Genomic DNA, 16,273 nt, shown 5'->3' with positions numbered 1-16,273 from the left:
TGAAGCGTCAACATCTTGGGCTTGAACTGCAGAAGACCGATTAAAAATGAACGGACGATCAATACGTATTTACTTAGTTGACGGCGACGCATCTGGCTTGCTTACGGCGGAGGTCATGAATTGGAGCGGCAAGCTGTTGGTCGCGCCCCGTACGAAACTTGCCGACCTGGCGAAGCGAGAGGAGATCGTTCGCACCGGGGTTTACATTTTGGCGGGACCGGATCCGGAAAACCCATCTGGCGAGATCATCTACATCGGCGAAGGCGATAATGTTTTCAAGCGACTGGCGTCTCACGACAAGGACGAGCGAAAAGAGTTTTGGACACGCTGCGTCGCGGTGATTAGCAAGGATCTGAACCTAACCAAGGCTCACGTGAGGTACCTGGAAAGCCGCTTGATCTCGATGGGATACGCAGCAGGTCGAGCCAAGATCCACAATGGGACTGCTCCACCGTTACCTCCGATGCCGGAAGCTGATGTCGCTGACATGGAGGGATTCTTGCAGCACATCGAACTCGTCCTGCCGGTACTAGGTTTTTCTTTCCTCAAACCCAGGCCTTCGGTGGGCGATCAAAGGAACGTGGCCACCGGCGCGACAGATACTTCTCCCGTTTTTGAGTTTTCATCTGGCGATGCCACGGCGAAGGCACGTGAGATCGACGGAGAATTCATCGTCTTGAAAGGATCGACAGCAACGTTGGAACCTCGTGCAAGCTGGACGAACTACCGGGAACTTCGACAACAGCTCGTCGACGACAAGAAACTCGTCGAGATCCCTGACAAAGGATTGCTCCTATTTGCCGAAGATGACTATCTCAGCAGCCCGAGTGCCGGTGCTGCGATTGTTGCCGCTGGAAACACCAATGGCCGTGCCGCATGGAAGGTCGCCCAAACCAAGCAGACGTACGCAGATTGGCACCAGACGCAGTTGCCGCCGGAATCGGATTCGGAGTGATGGTTAATCGTGGATCACAATGCCTGGCTGGATCGAATCGCAAGACTGAACAAAGCTCGAAACAACGCTCCGCACAAGCCGTTGTTGTTGCTGACGGTCCTTGATCTGGCTGAAGCTGGTGAACTTGGTGGCCAACCGCTTTACCTATCACCAGAGATTGCCTTTCGCTTCGATACGTTTTCGCAGATTGTTGCGTATCGGCGGACACAACGAATCGATATTCGTATGCCTTTCCACCACTTGAAATCGGATGGATTCTGGAAGGCGTTTGCTCAAGACGGAACTTCCTCGAAGCATCGATCCGTAACGTCCTACGTCCTGCCAGATCCCAGCTTTCTGGCAGCATGTTTAGACCCACAATTTCGAGAGGCGGCGCGGCGGCTGATCATTGCCAAGCACTTTGAGCCTGCGGAGCGGAACGCTCTGTATCACATGGTTGGTTTGGCCATTCCAGATGACGATCAGATCGCTCGGGATGCAAGCTTTCAAATGCCGGATGACGCGGAGCAGGCTGGTAGGAACGGGCGGTTTCGCATTGATGTCGCGGCGGCTTATGCATTCACCTGCGCCTTGACTGGTTATCGAATCACCACGCTGGACGGCGGATCGATTGTGGATGCGGCACACATCCATCAGTTTGCCGACTCGCGGAACAATGATCCGCGGAATGGTCTTGCTTTGAGCAAGAATGCCCATTGGTTGTTTGATCGCGGACTTTGGTCGATTGACGACGACTATCGGGTGCTCGTCGCCGCTGGCGAGTTCGCCGAGTCATGTCCTGATCAAACGTCGCTGTCCGAATACCACGGCGAGCGTTTGCGGCTTCCAATCAACGAGCAACTATGGCCCGATCCGCGCCACTGCCGCTGGCATCGCAAGCATCGTTTTCGAGGATCGATATAGCCATGGGCCAGCTAGCGAGATTCATGCAACAGGCCTTCAAGGCACAGTGTCCCGAAGGCTGGACTTTCTCTGCCGAGAAGCGTGTTCTTTCGTTGGAAATGGAAAAACTGCTTGGGTACAGTCCCAGGGCGGACGTGTGCCTTGAACGTGACGACGGGTCTCGCAGGTTGTGGATCGAGTTTGAAATCAGTCGTGCAGATCCGGTTGCGAATCATGCGAAGTTCGCGACTTCTCACTTGTTCAAAGCGTTTGAGCCTTCCGATGTGTTTGTTTCGATGGTCAGTTCGCATGTGACACGTGGGCGGCGCAATTTGGCTTCCAACACAATCCACTTGCTTCGATATGTCGGTATCAACTCGTTTCAAACGGTTCTGCTCCCTGCGGTCGAACCTGACAGTATCAAGCGGCTAAATCACTCTTCGCTCCAGCAGCTTGAGGATTCAGGATTAGACGTTGGTGCCGAACAGGAACGAGTCTTTCAGGTTGTGGATCCCGTGCTTGAGAGCGATGGGCATCGAATTCACTTTGCGTCTGAGTTATTTGAAGTGGTGCGGAATCTTCACCTGTGGAACCACCAGATATCCGCACCGCTCGCAGCGGGGCAATGGAAGCGGCGAACCGTTACCTACTTTGTCTTTGATCCAGTATCGAAGCTGTTTGCTCCGTCAAAGTTTTGCGCCTATGTGATACCCAATAGATCAAGCGCAGTTGATGATGTGTCCGATGCTGGCATGATGAATGTCGCGACCTATTGCAAACTGGATCAAGCCGACCGGCGATTTGACGGTCAGCGCGCTCGCGAGCACCTCACCAGGAACTTAGGGATGATTCTCACGCAGCCCTCAGAGTCTCTCATCATTGATCAAGCCTTTGCGCATTGGTCTAAAAAGAATGAAGCTTCCATCACGGTGCATCCCAGCGGGCCAAAGTTCATCCGGCCACCAGATTGGTACTGATCGTACTTTGACGCTGAGCGAGCAACCAACCATCGTCGTAAGTCGCTAAAATTCGTGTTCGTTAGATCAGGCAGCGTCATTCTGCCAGCAATTACTTACTGGGTAGTAGGCAGCTAGTGGAACCAGGACTCTACGATCATCTTCTGACGAAAGCTGTCGAAGACGAGATTGCTCGATTAGGCGATCCCCGTCTGGCAACGCTTGCACCAGTCGATTCAGAGGAGGCGCACACGGCCCTAGCTCAATTTCTCGAGCGACTAATCGCTGCCGGTTTGGCTGCGTTTCGCGGGGCTGATGCAGCTGAAAAGCAGAGGCAGCTTACCGACAGAATTCTTGGCACGCTCGCGGAAGCGTTACATGACGACGACGCTGACGTTCTGAGCATTGCCAGTCCATTGCGACGGCTGTTGGCGATCCACCGGTCAGTCGATGGTTTGCCAAACGAGAGGCCGGATAGTCCTCTCTCCCGTTGCTTGCTTCTGACTGGAACACGACTGGATGCAAGCTTGGGAAGCCAGCTTCGCAAGGAAATCGCAACTTGTGATCGAGTTGACATCCTCTGCTCGTTCATCAAATGGAGCGGATTGCGGGTCATCATTGACCAGCTTCGCGACCTTGTTGATCGCAATGACAAACTGGCCGTTCGCGTGATCACCACCAGCTACATGGGTGCTACGGATCCGAAAGCGGTGGCAGCACTGAGTGAACTTCCCAGGACCGAGGTGCGAGTCAGCTACGACACCAAACGAACGCGTTTGCACGCGAAAGCCTATTTGTTTCACCGCAAGACCGGCTTCAGCAGTGCCTATGTTGGCTCCGCCAATTTGTCCAATGCAGCGTTGTCCGAGGGACTTGAATGGACGACGAAAATCAGTCAGTACGAGTTGCCGTATTTATGGGACAAGGTCGCGGGCACGTTTGAAACCTATTGGCAGGATGATGAGTTTCAGTCGTTTGACGTTCAGTCGCTGCCTCGACTTCGCCAAGCAATTAGTACCGAACGGAGAGCAGGAACGGACAATGAACTCGCGATCAATTTCGATTTGCGTCCGTTCCCGTTTCAAGAAGAGATCCTTGACATCATTGCTGCGGAACGCAATGTCCAAAACAAAGATCGACATCTTATCGTCGCTGCCACGGGGACCGGCAAAACGATGATAGCTGCGTTCGATTATGCTCGTGTCGCAAGGGAGTCGGGACGCAAACCGCGGTTGCTATTTATCGCCCATCGAAAAGAGATTCTCAGCCAAGCGATGGTCGCGTTCCGTTGCGTGCTGCGAGATCAGAATTTTGGCGATCTCCTCGTCGATGGGAATCAGCCAGAGCAACACGAACAACTATTCTGCTCCATCCAAAGCTACAACTCTCGAAATCTTCAGATGGAGTCTGCGGAGCAATTCGAGTATGTAGTCGTTGACGAGTTTCACCATGCTGCGGCCCCCAGCTACCGATCCTTGTTAGAGCACGTTAGTCCGAAGGTTCTGCTTGGATTGACAGCCACGCCCGAACGTTCTGATCAACTGGACGTGTTGAGTTGGTTTGGAGGACGAGCGTCGGCTGAGATACGGTTGCCAGATGCCATTTCCCGGCGTCTGTTGTGTCCGTTCCAATACTTCGGGATTTCAGATGCAGTCGATCTTGATGGCCTGACATGGCAACGTGGCGGCTACCGAATCGATGACTTGGATCGGCTCTATACGGGCAATGACATTCGTGCAAAGTTAGTGTTCGAGAAGGTTACGGAGACCGTACTGGATTCGCAGGATGTACGTGGCCTGGGATTTTGTTGCAGCGTCGCACATGCCGAATTCATGGCTCGATTCTTCGATGAAAATGGAGTCCCTTCGATTGCATTGTCAGCGGGGTCGACCAGCGAGGAACGCAATTCCGCTCAGCAGCGGCTACGTGATCGCTCGGTCAACTTCATCTTTGTCGTCGACCTTTACAACGAAGGTATCGATATCCCCGAGGTCGATACGGTGCTATTTCTCAGGCCGACGGAAAGCCTGACTGTGTTCCTGCAGCAGTTGGGGCGTGGTTTGCGATTGCATCCTGAGAAAGAGTGTTTGACCGTGCTCGACTTCATCGGCGCGCAGCGCAAAGAGTTTCGGTTCGCCAGCCGGTTTCGTGCCTTGAGCGATAAGCCGACTGCGAAACTTGACAAAGAAATCGAAAACGGTTTTCCGCACCTGCCAAGTGGCTGTGTGATCAAACTCGAGCGAGTGGCTCAACAACGCGTGCTTGAAAATGTACGAGAGTCCATTCGCCTGGTCCGACCGCGGATGTTAGGCTCGCTACGAGATCTGAAGCAGTATCTGGGGAGAGTGCCAACGCTTGAAGATGCGATCGACTATTTCGATACAACACTAGATGAGTTGCTGAAGCGAGGCTTGTGGTCACGATTGTTGGCGGATGCAGGACTTATCGAGCTGGCGGACGCCCCAGACGAAAAACAATTAGCAAAGGGGCTGCGTCGTTTAAGTCACATCAACTGCCCGCTGCAGATCCAGGCTGTAACCGAATACCTGGAGCAAGACTCGCCTCCGGAAACTAGTGTCGCGGAGATGCTGCACGTTTCATTGTGGGGGGCGCAGCACGCTGAAATGTCACTCGCGGATGCGGACAAAAGATTGCGAGACAATTCGGTGGTTATCGATGACCTGCGGTGCGTGCTTGAATACCGATTGAAACACTCGCCATTGATCGCAAACCGAAATGCAGTGGCGTTCGAGCCATTGGCCATTCACGCTGCGTACACGCGGGACGAAATCTTGGTGGCGCTCGGGCACTGGAATTTCAATGATCGGCCAAGTCAGCGTGAGGGTGTGTTGCATCTGAAGGATCGTCAACACGATGTCTTCTTTGTGACGCTGCAGAAAACCGAGGATGAGTATTCGCCAACGACGATGTATGAAGACTATCTGATCTCGCACAATCAATTTCATTGGCAGTCACAGAGCAACACGTCCGAGCAATCACCGACTGGCCAACGCTACATCCGTCACGGTGAGAAGGGCTACACCCCGTTGCTTTTCGTACGCGAGACGAAGAATCTTCCGTCCGGAATTTCGGCGCCATACCAATTCCTTGGACCGTGCCGCTACTTGAGTCACACAGGCAGTCGCCCCATAAGCATTATCTGGGAGCTCGAATATCCGGTTCCAACACGCTTACTCCGAACGATGGCTAGGCAGATAGCCGTCTGACTAACGCACAATTTTGACCTCAGCCGACTTCGCAAGTCTCTTTAGTGCAGCGACCGGTGAGGCGGAGACGATTTTTGGCGAAGACTTGGTAGCTGAAGTTGAGGGCGTGTGAGATGCCGGGGAGGCGGGTTGGCCAGACTAGCAGGCCTAAGCCGACAGCGGCGTAGAGCTGGCGGAAGACTTCGACGCCGATGATCCATTGGCCGTCAGGGAGTCGACCGTGGATTTCGTCCATGAACTGGGCGGGCGTCTTTTCGTACTCTGCCGCGTTGAAATCGGCCGTTGCGATATCGGTGAATCGAATGCGGGTATTGCGATCGAGAAAACGCAGCAGCTTGATTTCACGCAGGCACAGTGGGCACTCGCCGTCGTAGAAGACCTCGACCGTGTGGTTCGTTGATGAGAGTTGGTTGCTCATGGACTACTTCAGCCGGATCAGGACTTCATTTCGACGCAGTGGGCCAGGTGTGAAGGGTGGATCGTAGGATGCGGATTCGACGCCACTAGACTCGGGAGAGTCGTCGGCGACGAGGCTCTTCGTTTTCATCCAGGCTCGAAGCTTGGCCTCGGATTCTTTGGCGAGCTTGGCATTGAGTCGGCCGGAGAAACGGAGGACCGCGAAACGGCCGCCGGCTCGCTTGCGAACGTCGACGTCGGGACCAGTGGGCGATGGCACGCCTTCGACGGCGACCTCCTTCGGCATTACGAATCCCATTTGAACTGCCGAATCCGCTTTGTCGTTCTCCATGAACACTGGCGTTGTCATGAAGATCTTCTGCTCAGACTCGTTCGCGCCCGAGATGTAGCGGAACAGTTTCATGAAACTACCGTCGCGACCTTGGGCGTCGATCTTGGTGGACGTCGCAACCAACATCAGGTCGGGGTATTCGCGGACCTCAAAGTTGCCGTCGGATTCTACGACCTTGTATTCGGCTGACTCATAGCCGGCTCGTGTGGTTTTGGTGAACACAAACACTCCGATTGCTACCAAAACAGCGACGCTCGCGAAATACATCATTCTTGTACGCATCATCCGATCACCCGTGGAAACTTGCGGCGACGATTCGGAAATTAAATCGCTAACCATAAAAGGATAGATGTCTGGCAAGGTGCCGGAAAATTCTGTGTCTATCGTCAAAACGGCTAATAGAACGACGAACCGCTCACCAGTTGGTCCAGGTTATTGAGAACTGCAGGACACTCGCGATCGTGACCCAGATCAGGTACGGGATCTGTGCGAAGGTGATCCAGCGATGATGGGGCCAACTGGCTTTCATAGCCCAGAGGATCGTGATCCAGACGATCGCGATGTCGATGGCTGCGAGGGGCAGGTTTCGCAAGCCGAACTGAATTGGCGTGAACGCGATGTTCGCGATCAGGTTGATGGCAAACGGGATCGCGACGGGCCACGGGAGTTGTTTGCGGGCGACTCGGTAGAAGACGTATCCGAACGTGACCAGGATGATCGGGTAAAGGATCTGCCAGATCGTGCCGATCGTCGAGGGCTCAGGCGTCCAAGCCGGTTTATCGAGGGCGTCGTACCAGTCTCGCCACGTCATGTTTGGAAGTTTGAAGAGTGAGGGGTGAAGTGCTAGATGCCGGACGGTGGAGTCTGTTGCGTTTCAACACGCTGTCGTATTCTACCGAATTGTCGACTTTTAGCTTCCAGGCGATTGGCAAGCAGGATGCTCACCCCACCTTAGAACACGGAGAAGGTTTGAATGGGACCAGTGTTTTGGAAGACGGCTGCGTTGTTGGTGTTGTCGAACGTGTTCATGACGTTCGCGTGGTACGCGCACTTGAAGAATCTGGACGGGCGACCATGGCTGATTGCAGTGGCGGTCAGTTGGGGGATCGCGTTCTTTGAGTATTTGATCCAGGTGCCGGCGAACCGGATCGGTTACACGCAGATGAACCTCGGACAGTTGAAAATCCTGCAGGAAGTCATCACGCTAACCGTCTTCGTCCCGTTCGCGGTCTTCTACATGCAGCAACCGCTAAAGCTCGATTACTTGTGGGCGGCGATGTGCATCATGGGCGCCGTGTACTTCGTCTTCCGATCGGCAACTTGATCGTCACTTTCATAGCGAAAGAAACTCCCAGCCATGTCCGACCAGCCGACCAACGAACCCGATCCGAAACCATCGACGCCCCAGCAGCCAGGGTGTCCGGTTTGCGGAGGCGTGATGATCGACATTCGCGGCAAGCTGCAATGCACGCGTTGCCACCGAATCTGCGAAACCTGTTGCGAAGGTGGTCGCGGCTAAGCGTTTTCTCGCCTTGAGGCGAACTCTTCACGAATTCGGCGATGTCGTTTCTGGGTTATGTAGTCGTAGTATTTCGCAGTGTTCGTGCATACATCTGCATGGAACTGACATGCGTTTTTCGCTGGGGTTTACCACTTTTTTCTGTAGCGGCGGTCAGAGTTCCGTTGTGGATAACTTTGTGCGGAGAGACCTTTTGAAAGGAGTTCGGTTCCCTCATGATGTTCAATCGAGTAGACCGCCTTTCCGCAGCGATGACTTGAGCATGTTGAGAGTTGGGTGGGCCTTTGCGATCTTCTTGGCTCGGTCGCGGGCGAGTTTCTTGCCTCGGTCGCCACCGATGGCTTCGCGGAGGTCGGCCAGGATGTCGGTTGCAGCTTTGTCGTTGTGGGTGCCGCCTGCCGCTGCCGTTTTTTCGGCTTGAGTGAGCCAGGTCTTCGGGGACGACTTCATCTCCTCCATCCGGGCTTGTCGTTGTTTCTCCGCTTTGGCGGCTTCGCGTCGAGCTTTCGCTTCTGCTTTCTTGGCTTGTTTCTTATTCGCTTTTTCACGCAGTTTGTCGGCTGCTTCGATTAGTGCTTCTAGCGATCGCTCGAGCGAGGAAGTTGGCTTCCGGTTGGTGAACGCACCGATGTGCCTGTCACCGGTGCGCACGGCACGACGGTGCAGGTGATGGGGTTCGCCGCGTTACCCGAGAAACGGATGCGTTCACTCGCTTACATTGTAACAGAGCAGCAATTCTTGGTCGCGTATGTAGAGCATCCCGTTGGCAACGATCGGATGCGCCCACGCTTTAGCACTGCTGCGATCCGGTTGCTCAAAACGGCCACGTTCAAGCAGTCCTTCTCGCGATGGTTGTATCAGCAGCATCTCGCCGTCGTCTTCGCCACGCAGGTAGAGTCGTCCGTCCGCTAGCAGTAGTGATCCTTTTGGCCCGTTACGATCTCGCCACAGCGTGTCGCCGGTCTGGAAGTCCAGGCAGGTCATGATCCCGCCGCCGTTTCCCCCATTGGCTCCGTAGAGACATCCATCCACCACGATCATTCCGCCATGGTGGTTTTGCATTCTGGGCGTGAAGTAGACTTCTTCCGCCGTGATATTTCCACCGTCGCCTTTCACCAACTTCACGGCACCTCCACCAGCCCCGTAGGCCGAGGCTGCAAACAATAGCCCATCTTGAAAGATGGGAGTGGAACAGTTGATTCCCATCGCGTTTGCTGGTGCGTTATATTGCCAAAGCACTTCGCCATGGCTGGCCGAAACACCGACAAGCGAAGTCGCGGTGAGTTGAACGTATTGTCGCTGACCCTCAAAATCGATGGCGATCACTGAAGCGTATGCGGCTCCCGCTCGAGCACCGCCACGTCCGCCGAAGCCACCACGTCCGCCGAAACCACCACGGCCTCCCGCTCTGCCAAGACTTGTGCCTCCGGTATTGAAGGATCCCGGACTTGTCGATCCACCAGTGAATCCTTGATCTGCAAGCCAAGTATTCCCATTGGAATCTTTGAAGGGAGTTGATTCGCCGGCTTTGACTCGGATGGTGTCGGTGGTTTTCGAGTCATCGCCCTGTGGGATGATTTCAATCGCTTTGATGGCTGTGCTTTGTACTTGCGCGGTAAAGGCAATGCTCAACTCTCCATCGGTTACTTCCACCGGGACGGATTCAACATAAGCTTTTCGTGGACCGCCGGCCTTTTTCCAAATGTCAAAGTCTTTGAACTCTTTACCTTCAACGTTGAAGCTAAAGACTCGTTGCCCTTCATCTGTAACTCCGGTGTACGTTTCGGCGAAGTAGAGCTTGGCGAGATACTGTCCGTTGGGAACCTTCTTAGAGAAACCAGTCATTCCCCAGTGTTCGCTGACGAACAACTCCGGATTCCTAGTGCCGGTGATTGTTGGCGCGGAGTTATCATTCGATTCGCGTGGCGGTGGTTCGCTACGAGGTGCGTTTTCCGAACGACTTCCTCGGCCGCTGGTTGTCTCGGTGGAATCCGCCGATATGTTGGTTTTCCAAATCGTTTCGCCTGTCAACTTGTTCAGTGCGACGAGCATCGCGTCGGAAGCGCCCGGTGTGCAGATGACTTTGTCGTCATCAACCAGTGGTGATTCGCGGAAGTTCCACATCGGGGCAACGCCACCGAAATCATCGATCAGGCTTTTCTGCCAGGCGATTTTCCCGTCCTCTGTGTTGAGGCAGGCCACTCTTCCGCTCATGCCGATCGCGTACACGCGATTGCCGTCAACTGACGGAGTGCACCCCGGACCTTCTTTCGACTGCGGCACGCGTTGGTCAATAGCGTCACCCAGGGGCGAAGCCCATATTTCCTTGCCATCTTTTTCGGAGCGTGCCCAGACGATTTCTTTGCCATCCCGATTGCTCATTCCGAAAAGTCTTCCGCCCGCAACGGCCGGCGCACTGTCTCCGCCGCCCAGACCATCGACTCGCCATGCCAGCGGCGGCCCGCCTTCGGGCCATTGCTGCAGCAATCCTCTGTCTTTCGAGACTGCGTTTCGGTCTGGACCCTGCCACTGAGGCCAATCTTCGGCAAACAGCGATGAACTGAAAATCAGAAGAAACAATGAGCACATGGAGAGTTTTGACATCGAAATCATTTTCGTTGATGAGAGATTCAGGTATGGCTGGCGAATTCGGTCTGCCAAGAGCATTTCGAGTGAATCAACGATTCATAAAAATCGCTGCTTCGTCGATGATCAGGCACTATTCGGTAATGCGAAATCTGCTCGTAACCGGGGCCATAGTCGTCTGCGGAGAGAATTTGCGAGCCGGCAGATACGATTCGGGCCCGAGAAATACTGTCAATCTGCGATTGTTGATTCCGCGAAACTCTGCATTTGGCGAAATCGAGGGTCGATTGCAGGCGTAAATCCTTTGACGACGATGCTCGCCTCGCGATGGTTGATCAGAAACTCGACCCAGTCGATCCACGGAATCGACGGTGAGCCCTTGGACTGCTCGACGCTTTCGTCAAGCAAATGGTCAAAGAACGCCTGCGATTGCTCGAAGGAACTTACAGCATCTTCCGCATTTCCCCTTTGATGGTGGGCGATCGCAAGGAGCGGATAAGCGATCCCGCGCCCGAACCAATTCGCCTCGTTCGACTCTTTCAACCTCTGAAGTGCACGCTCATTGTTTCCGGCTTTCACGTGTGCCCAACCAGCAACGTAGAGGTTCACGCCGTAGAACATCTTGGCGTAACGGTGGTGTTTCGTTTTGGGGGCGTGAGCTGCCTCTGGATTGTCGGCATCGTCCATCGCAGCGAGCATCAGTTCGACGCGATCGGCCAACCTAGCGGCGTCGGTTGGCGAAAGCTCGCCTGCCAGTTGCCCTCTCGCCGCGACGGCCATCGGATCGTTCTTATCAGAGGTCTTAAGTTCTTCACTCAATGTCTTATAAGCAGCCGATTCTCCCGCATAGAACAAGAGTTGTGGAACGCCGGACAGTTCGGCCTGTTCGATCGGGAAACCGATTTGGACCGCTTTTACAAAATCAGCTGCAGCGGCATCCCAACGCCCCAGCTTCGCGTTCAACCCACCACGCTCCAGCCAGACGAGGAAGTATTTCGGCAGCACATTCGTTGCCTCTGTGTAAGCTTCGTACGCGGCAGGCCATCGCTGGGCGTCGGTATTCGCTCGTCCCGATGCCAGCAAGACAGTCGTCGAATTGAGCCGGTCATTGAACTTCTCCAGTTCAGCACGCGATTCATTCGCGGCATGTTCGGCGGCACGTGCTTCTCCTAAAGCGATTTCTTTCTCGTCGCGTTCTTTTATCGCCTCACGAGCTTGCCAAACACTCGCAGCAGTTCCAAGGATCAACGCGATGGCGACAAGCGATACCGTCGAAATGGCAACTTTGTTTCGCCGTGCAAACTTTGTGAATCGATACCAAGCCGATGGAGGACGAGCCTCGACGGGCTGGTCCATAAGGAATCGCGACACGTCCTCAGCCATCGCACCCGCAGTGGAATAACGCCGGTTTCGGTCTTTGTCCAACGCCTTCATCACAATCCAGTCAAGATCGCGCCGCATAGCGGACGAAAGCGTTTCCGGAGCCAAGCGACGATTGACGGCAACAGTGCTTGCCAATTCATTGTTCAGCGTACTTAGGCGAGTACTCGGGTGTGGAGGGACTTCTTCGCGAATGATCCGACGCAATTCATCAAAGCCCGCGCTTTGAAGACGGTCGGGAGCAAAGGGCGTCGACCCGGTTAGCACTTCGTAAAGCAACACTCCCAGTGAATAGATGTCACTTCGCGTATCAACGTCGCCGGTGCTCATCGCTGCCTGTTCGGGGCTCATGTACGCCGGAGTGCCAACCATCGAAGTGAACCGCGTGTAAATCGTCTTGATCGTCAGGCTCTGGCCGATTGCCTTGGCAACACCGAAGTCGATGACCTTGGCTAGCGGTTTACCATCCTGTAGCGTCACGAGGACATTCGATGGTTTCAAATCGCGGTGAATGATTCCCTTCTGATGCGCATGTTGCACGGCATGGCAGATTGTCATGAACAGTTCGAGTCGCTCGGACATATCAAGTTGATGGTTGTCGCAAAAATCAGTTAGCGGAACACCTCGGACCAGTTCCATCACAAAATAAGGTTGAGCTGTCACCGTCACGCTTGCGTCGAAAACGCGAGCGATGTTGGGATGATCCATCAAGGCAATTGCCTGTCGCTCAGCCTCGAAGCGAGCAACGACCTCACGGGATTCCATCCCTGGTTTGATGATCTTCAGCGCGACACGGCGTCGTACGGGTGATTGCTGCTCGGCAACAAAAACCCACCCAAAGCCGCCCACGCCAATGCGCTCCATCAGCCTATACGGACCGACCATCGTGCCCGGAGTAAATCGTGAGTCGGTGTCCTCGTCGTCGCCTACCGAGATCACTGGCGGAAGGAATGCCGCCATCAATGGTCGATCGACAGGGTTCACGTCCCGTTCGTTCTCGCGAAGCAACGCACAAACGGCAGTCAGCAGTTCTTCGTTTCCCGCACACGCTTGCTGAACATACGCCGCCCGCTCATCGGACGATTCAATATCAAGTGCATGGAAAAAGATCGACTTTTCTGATGCTACAGTCATTATGTCGGACAACTTTTGATGAAATCTGTGAGGCCATCTGATAGAAAATCAACTCTATTCACGGGGCCGCACATTCTGGTCCCACGTAACGTAATGCGAAATTCAGATACGTTCGGGGCCATTCAAATCAAGCTTCTTCGTCGGGGTTGAGTTCACGCCCCAACCATGCCCGAGCAAATGCCCAGTTTCGTTTGACCGTTCGTGGAGAAATCCCAAGTGCCTTTGCGGACTCATCGACCGACAATCCGGTGAAGTATCTCAGTTCGACCAGTTTGGCCATTTCCGGTTCGCATTCAGCTAGTTTTGTCAAAGCTGCATCCAAATCTAGTAGCCCGTCGACATCACCAGAGTCAAGAATGGCATCCTCTTCGGTTACTTCAAACCTCTGGAAATCCCCGCCACGCTTGAGGCTCTGACGACTCCTCGCGTTCTCAATTAGAATCCGCCGCATCGCTTCAGCCGCTGCTGCAAAAAAATGGCCACGACTGTCCCATTGCGGTACATCTTCAGTTCCCACAAGACGGACATAGGCTTCGTGCACAAGTGCCGTGGGTTGCAATGTTTGCCCCGCCGCTTCACTCTTCATCCTGTGACCTGCCAGTCGGCGCAACTCAGCATAAACCAGTGGCAACAGATCAGCCGCAGCGGCAACGTCTCCTTGCTTAATCTGCTTTAGAACCTGCGTAACTTCGGACACTCTCTTGGGACTCCAATTGTATGTTTATGGTTTGACTCAGAAACGTGAAGTCAAAAGATTTTTCCGCACATAGGAAATAATACCTCGAACGAACACTCCTTGATACACACGACACCATGTGGGGAATGGATGCCTAGGTTCGCTAGGCAAATAGCTCAACGTCGGCTTCTATTGCTGAGCCATTAAGCGATGCACATCATGTAGGAGCCGAGCGAGCCCACCGCGGAGATCTGCATGACGAGCAGGAAGTAGGTGATCGTTCGTTTCGGACCCAGGCGAATTATCCAGATGCCGATTACGAGTTCGACGGCGGTCAGTAAAAACGCCAGCCATTGTGACTCTTGGAAATGTTGTCCGAATACTTGACTGAGCAATGCCGCTGGGAGAAAGGCTGGCATACCTGCAATCATGACTGCGAGAGCGGGCAGGATTCGGTCGAGTTCTTCCTGCCCGACGAGCAAGCTCACCGCAATGCACAGCGGGAAGATCGGAATTTGTGGTGTTAGCTTAGGATTCTTCATCTATCTTCGAGTGTCTGCTGGGATTCTTCCGCCGCTCGTTCCCTGGCTCCTGCCTGGGGACGCCATGCTCTGCAGGCTCCTGCCTGTTTTTAGGTTGTGGGGGAGGAGGCGGGAGCCTCTTTTGCAGTGTGTTCCCAGGCGGAGCCTGGGAACCAGATGCGCGAGACAGCATTCGATGATGCTCGCAACTGATTGGTTCGGTTTGCTCAATCCGACGATTGGTCGGATGATTTGAGTGTGATCAGTATCCGAGAGGCGGGGTCGGAATCGTTGGTCACTCGCAAGTCGCTGGTGTAGTAGTCGGCGTAGCGTCGTGGGACGGTTTGGCCGTGCTGGTGAGCTCCGGCTGCGAGGTCTTCGGTCAAGACAATTTGGACGACGACGGCTTCATAGTTTCCGGGAGGACAGCGAAGTTCGCCGTCTTGACCAGCTAGTGAGAAGCTACCATCGGAGGCAATGCGGCTGGCGTAGCGGCTTCCGGTGGCGAGCGATCGAAGTTCGATGCTGCCGGATTGAACGGGACTGCCATCATCGAATCGAACGACGCCCTGGTAGGAACCGCTCGGCCCGCCGCAACCGACCAACAGCAAACCGATGAGCGAGAGATGTACTAAGCGGACGGCTCCAACACGCGGGTAATTCAACGTTCCAGTTCCACAACGCGGGCGTCACGGCGGTTGGCCAGTGAACCGAGTAGTTTGGTGTCAGTATCAGGCGAGAATAATCGAACGCTGCCGTCGACTAACGCGAAGTGAACACCTGCGGGATGCCAACTGCCGAATGAAAACATGTCGGCTAAAACATCACTGGGACCGTTGGCCAGCCGTAAGCCTGGTCCGGCCAAACGAGATGATGCAGGGAGGTGATCGCCGTCATAGGCCGGTGAGTCTTCTGGGAATTGAGCGAGTCCATTCAGCGAGACAAACTTTTCGCCGAACAGGAATGTGTTGGATGTTCCATCGCTGACCGACGTCATGCGAACTCGATCGGATGGAGCGATCGCTTTGCCGTCTTTGCAATTGGGCCGCACACTGATGATGACTCCGGTACCGTTGCCTCCGTAATAGAAGTCCGTCGGAGCTCCCGTCGCACCGGGCGTCAGGTCACCGTGGTTGCCCGCGTAATCACTGAGTGCTCCCTGGACGTCGAGCGTGACGTCAACCGGACGCGGTGGGATCGGGCAACCGCATGGCAAACGTCCACCACCGCCCGTCACCGTGGTTCGCAGGTTGCGTGTGCCGATCGGGCGTGTGCCGGATCGTCGAGACGGGCAGAGAAAAATATTGGGAACGACGGTGCGCACGTTCTCAGGGTGCTGGTGCCAGGGCGTTGAGAAATCCCATTGTTCGCCGAGGGAGGCTTGTTCGATGTACGGCATCACGCGAGCGAGCCACGTCGGGGTCTCTAACCCGCACTGATCGGCCGGATCGGCGTCAGGACGTGATTCGTAGCGAGCCGGTGGGAAGTAGCCGACGGCGTCGTGGTGCAGATGCGTTGCCAGGGCAAGTTGGCGGATGCGATTCTTACAATCCGTACTACGGGCCGCTTCGCGAGCTGACTGAACGGCAGGAAGCAACATCGCGATCAGAACGCCAATGATCCCAATGACCACTAGCAATTCGATCAGCGTAAAGCCGCGTAAGGAGTCTTTTTTACCAACCAACATGA

At 54.6% G+C, this 16,273-nt stretch carries 16 protein-coding genes; 6 read left to right on the top strand and 10 right to left on the bottom strand.

The window, feature by feature from the left end:
* The first annotated feature begins 46 nt into the window (after positions 1-46).
* From FHS27_RS03175 to FHS27_RS03160, 4 genes are all read left to right on the top strand, one after another.
* Positions 47-955, top strand: a complete 909-nt coding sequence (locus FHS27_RS03175; RefSeq protein WP_184301644.1) for a GIY-YIG nuclease family protein — start codon at positions 47-49, stop codon at positions 953-955.
* Between the two features lie 9 nt (positions 956-964).
* Positions 965-1,858: an HNH endonuclease gene (locus FHS27_RS31500; RefSeq protein ID WP_184301641.1), complete on the top strand. Its 894-nt coding sequence runs from the start codon at positions 965-967 to the stop codon at positions 1,856-1,858.
* A gap of 236 nt (positions 1,859-2,094) precedes the next feature.
* Positions 2,095-2,814, top strand: a complete 720-nt coding sequence (locus tag FHS27_RS03165) for a hypothetical protein (protein WP_184301639.1) — start codon at positions 2,095-2,097, stop codon at positions 2,812-2,814.
* Positions 2,815-3,320: 506 nt separating this feature from the next.
* The gene (locus FHS27_RS03160) at positions 3,321-6,020 is read left to right on the top strand and encodes a DEAD/DEAH box helicase (RefSeq protein WP_221224845.1); all 2,700 of its coding nucleotides are present in this window, start codon (positions 3,321-3,323) and stop codon (positions 6,018-6,020) included.
* A 19-nt stretch (positions 6,021-6,039) separates the two neighbouring features.
* Here the strand turns inward: FHS27_RS03160 and FHS27_RS03155 are convergent, their stop codons facing one another.
* The 3 genes from FHS27_RS03155 to FHS27_RS03145 form a co-directional block, all read right to left on the bottom strand.
* The gene (locus FHS27_RS03155) at positions 6,040-6,438 is read right to left on the bottom strand and encodes a thiol-disulfide oxidoreductase DCC family protein (protein ID WP_184301633.1); all 399 of its coding nucleotides are present in this window, start codon (positions 6,436-6,438) and stop codon (positions 6,040-6,042) included.
* 3 nt (positions 6,439-6,441) lie between these two features.
* Positions 6,442-7,050 carry an SOUL family heme-binding protein gene (locus tag FHS27_RS03150; RefSeq protein WP_390852637.1) on the bottom strand — a complete coding sequence of 203 codons (609 nt, stop codon included), beginning with the start codon at positions 7,048-7,050 and terminating at the stop codon, positions 6,442-6,444.
* Positions 7,051-7,183: 133 nt separating this feature from the next.
* Positions 7,184-7,579 (bottom strand): TspO/MBR family protein, encoded by a 396-nt coding sequence (locus FHS27_RS03145; protein ID WP_184301628.1) that lies wholly within the window; start codon positions 7,577-7,579, stop codon positions 7,184-7,186.
* A 162-nt stretch (positions 7,580-7,741) separates the two neighbouring features.
* Here FHS27_RS03145 and FHS27_RS03140 point away from each other — a divergent pair, with 162 nt between their 5' ends.
* Together FHS27_RS03140 and FHS27_RS03135 are read left to right on the top strand one after the other, a co-directional pair.
* Positions 7,742-8,092 carry a DMT family protein gene (locus tag FHS27_RS03140; protein WP_146537118.1) on the top strand — a complete coding sequence of 117 codons (351 nt, stop codon included), beginning with the start codon at positions 7,742-7,744 and terminating at the stop codon, positions 8,090-8,092.
* Between the two features lie 33 nt (positions 8,093-8,125).
* The gene (locus FHS27_RS03135) at positions 8,126-8,287 is read left to right on the top strand and encodes a hypothetical protein (RefSeq protein WP_184302454.1); all 162 of its coding nucleotides are present in this window, start codon (positions 8,126-8,128) and stop codon (positions 8,285-8,287) included.
* 222 nt (positions 8,288-8,509) lie between these two features.
* Here the strand turns inward: FHS27_RS03135 and FHS27_RS03130 are convergent, their stop codons facing one another.
* The 7 genes from FHS27_RS03130 to FHS27_RS03100 all read right to left on the bottom strand — a co-directional run bounded on the left by FHS27_RS03130 (position 8,510) and on the right by FHS27_RS03100 (position 16,271).
* Positions 8,510-8,938 (bottom strand): hypothetical protein, encoded by a 429-nt coding sequence (locus FHS27_RS03130; RefSeq protein ID WP_246419045.1) that lies wholly within the window; start codon positions 8,936-8,938, stop codon positions 8,510-8,512.
* Positions 8,939-8,992: 54 nt separating this feature from the next.
* Complete coding sequence (locus FHS27_RS03125; protein ID WP_184301625.1) at positions 8,993-10,891, bottom strand: outer membrane protein assembly factor BamB family protein; 1,899 nt, start codon at positions 10,889-10,891, stop codon at positions 8,993-8,995.
* 213 nt (positions 10,892-11,104) lie between these two features.
* Positions 11,105-13,387, bottom strand: coding sequence for a serine/threonine protein kinase (locus FHS27_RS03120; RefSeq protein WP_184301622.1), 2,283 nt, complete (start codon positions 13,385-13,387; stop codon positions 11,105-11,107).
* Positions 13,388-13,514: 127 nt separating this feature from the next.
* Positions 13,515-14,084, bottom strand: a complete 570-nt coding sequence (locus FHS27_RS03115; RefSeq protein ID WP_184301620.1) for an ECF-type sigma factor — start codon at positions 14,082-14,084, stop codon at positions 13,515-13,517.
* Positions 14,085-14,266: 182 nt separating this feature from the next.
* Positions 14,267-14,605 carry a hypothetical protein gene (locus tag FHS27_RS03110; protein ID WP_184301617.1) on the bottom strand — a complete coding sequence of 113 codons (339 nt, stop codon included), beginning with the start codon at positions 14,603-14,605 and terminating at the stop codon, positions 14,267-14,269.
* 206 nt (positions 14,606-14,811) lie between these two features.
* Positions 14,812-15,249, bottom strand: a complete 438-nt coding sequence (locus FHS27_RS03105) for a carboxypeptidase regulatory-like domain-containing protein (protein ID WP_184301615.1) — start codon at positions 15,247-15,249, stop codon at positions 14,812-14,814.
* Entirely contained in the window at positions 15,246-16,271 is a 1,026-nt protein-coding gene (locus FHS27_RS03100) for a DUF1559 domain-containing protein (protein ID WP_184301612.1), read from the bottom strand. The genes FHS27_RS03105 and FHS27_RS03100 overlap by 4 nt, the downstream gene beginning before the upstream one ends.
* Between the last annotated feature and the right edge of the window lie 2 nt (positions 16,272-16,273).

Origin of the sequence: Aporhodopirellula rubra (assembly GCF_014192335.1) — a bacterium.
Taxonomy (GTDB): Bacteria; Planctomycetota; Planctomycetia; order Pirellulales; family Pirellulaceae; genus Rhodopirellula; species Rhodopirellula rubra.
This window is presented reverse-complemented; position numbering and strand designations above follow the sequence as displayed.

Excerpts from the sequence above, each read along its gene's own strand:
- FHS27_RS03175 (WP_184301644.1), top strand. The coding sequence starts at position 47 with ATGAACGGACGATCAATACGTATTTACTTAGTTGACGGCGACGCATCT.
- FHS27_RS03155 (WP_184301633.1), bottom strand. The coding sequence starts at position 6,438 with ATGAGCAACCAACTCTCATCAACGAACCACACGGTCGAGGTCTTCTAC.
- FHS27_RS03150 (WP_390852637.1), bottom strand. The coding sequence starts at position 7,050 with ATGCGTACAAGAATGATGTATTTCGCGAGCGTCGCTGTTTTGGTAGCA.
- FHS27_RS03145 (WP_184301628.1), bottom strand. The coding sequence starts at position 7,579 with ATGACGTGGCGAGACTGGTACGACGCCCTCGATAAACCGGCTTGGACG.
- FHS27_RS03140 (WP_146537118.1), top strand. The coding sequence starts at position 7,742 with ATGGGACCAGTGTTTTGGAAGACGGCTGCGTTGTTGGTGTTGTCGAAC.
- FHS27_RS03135 (WP_184302454.1), top strand. The coding sequence starts at position 8,126 with ATGTCCGACCAGCCGACCAACGAACCCGATCCGAAACCATCGACGCCC.
- FHS27_RS03125 (WP_184301625.1), bottom strand. The coding sequence starts at position 10,891 with ATGTCAAAACTCTCCATGTGCTCATTGTTTCTTCTGATTTTCAGTTCA.
- FHS27_RS03120 (WP_184301622.1), bottom strand. The coding sequence starts at position 13,387 with ATGACTGTAGCATCAGAAAAGTCGATCTTTTTCCATGCACTTGATATT.
- FHS27_RS03110 (WP_184301617.1), bottom strand. The coding sequence starts at position 14,605 with ATGAAGAATCCTAAGCTAACACCACAAATTCCGATCTTCCCGCTGTGC.
- FHS27_RS03100 (WP_184301612.1), bottom strand. The coding sequence starts at position 16,271 with ATGTTGGTTGGTAAAAAAGACTCCTTACGCGGCTTTACGCTGATCGAA.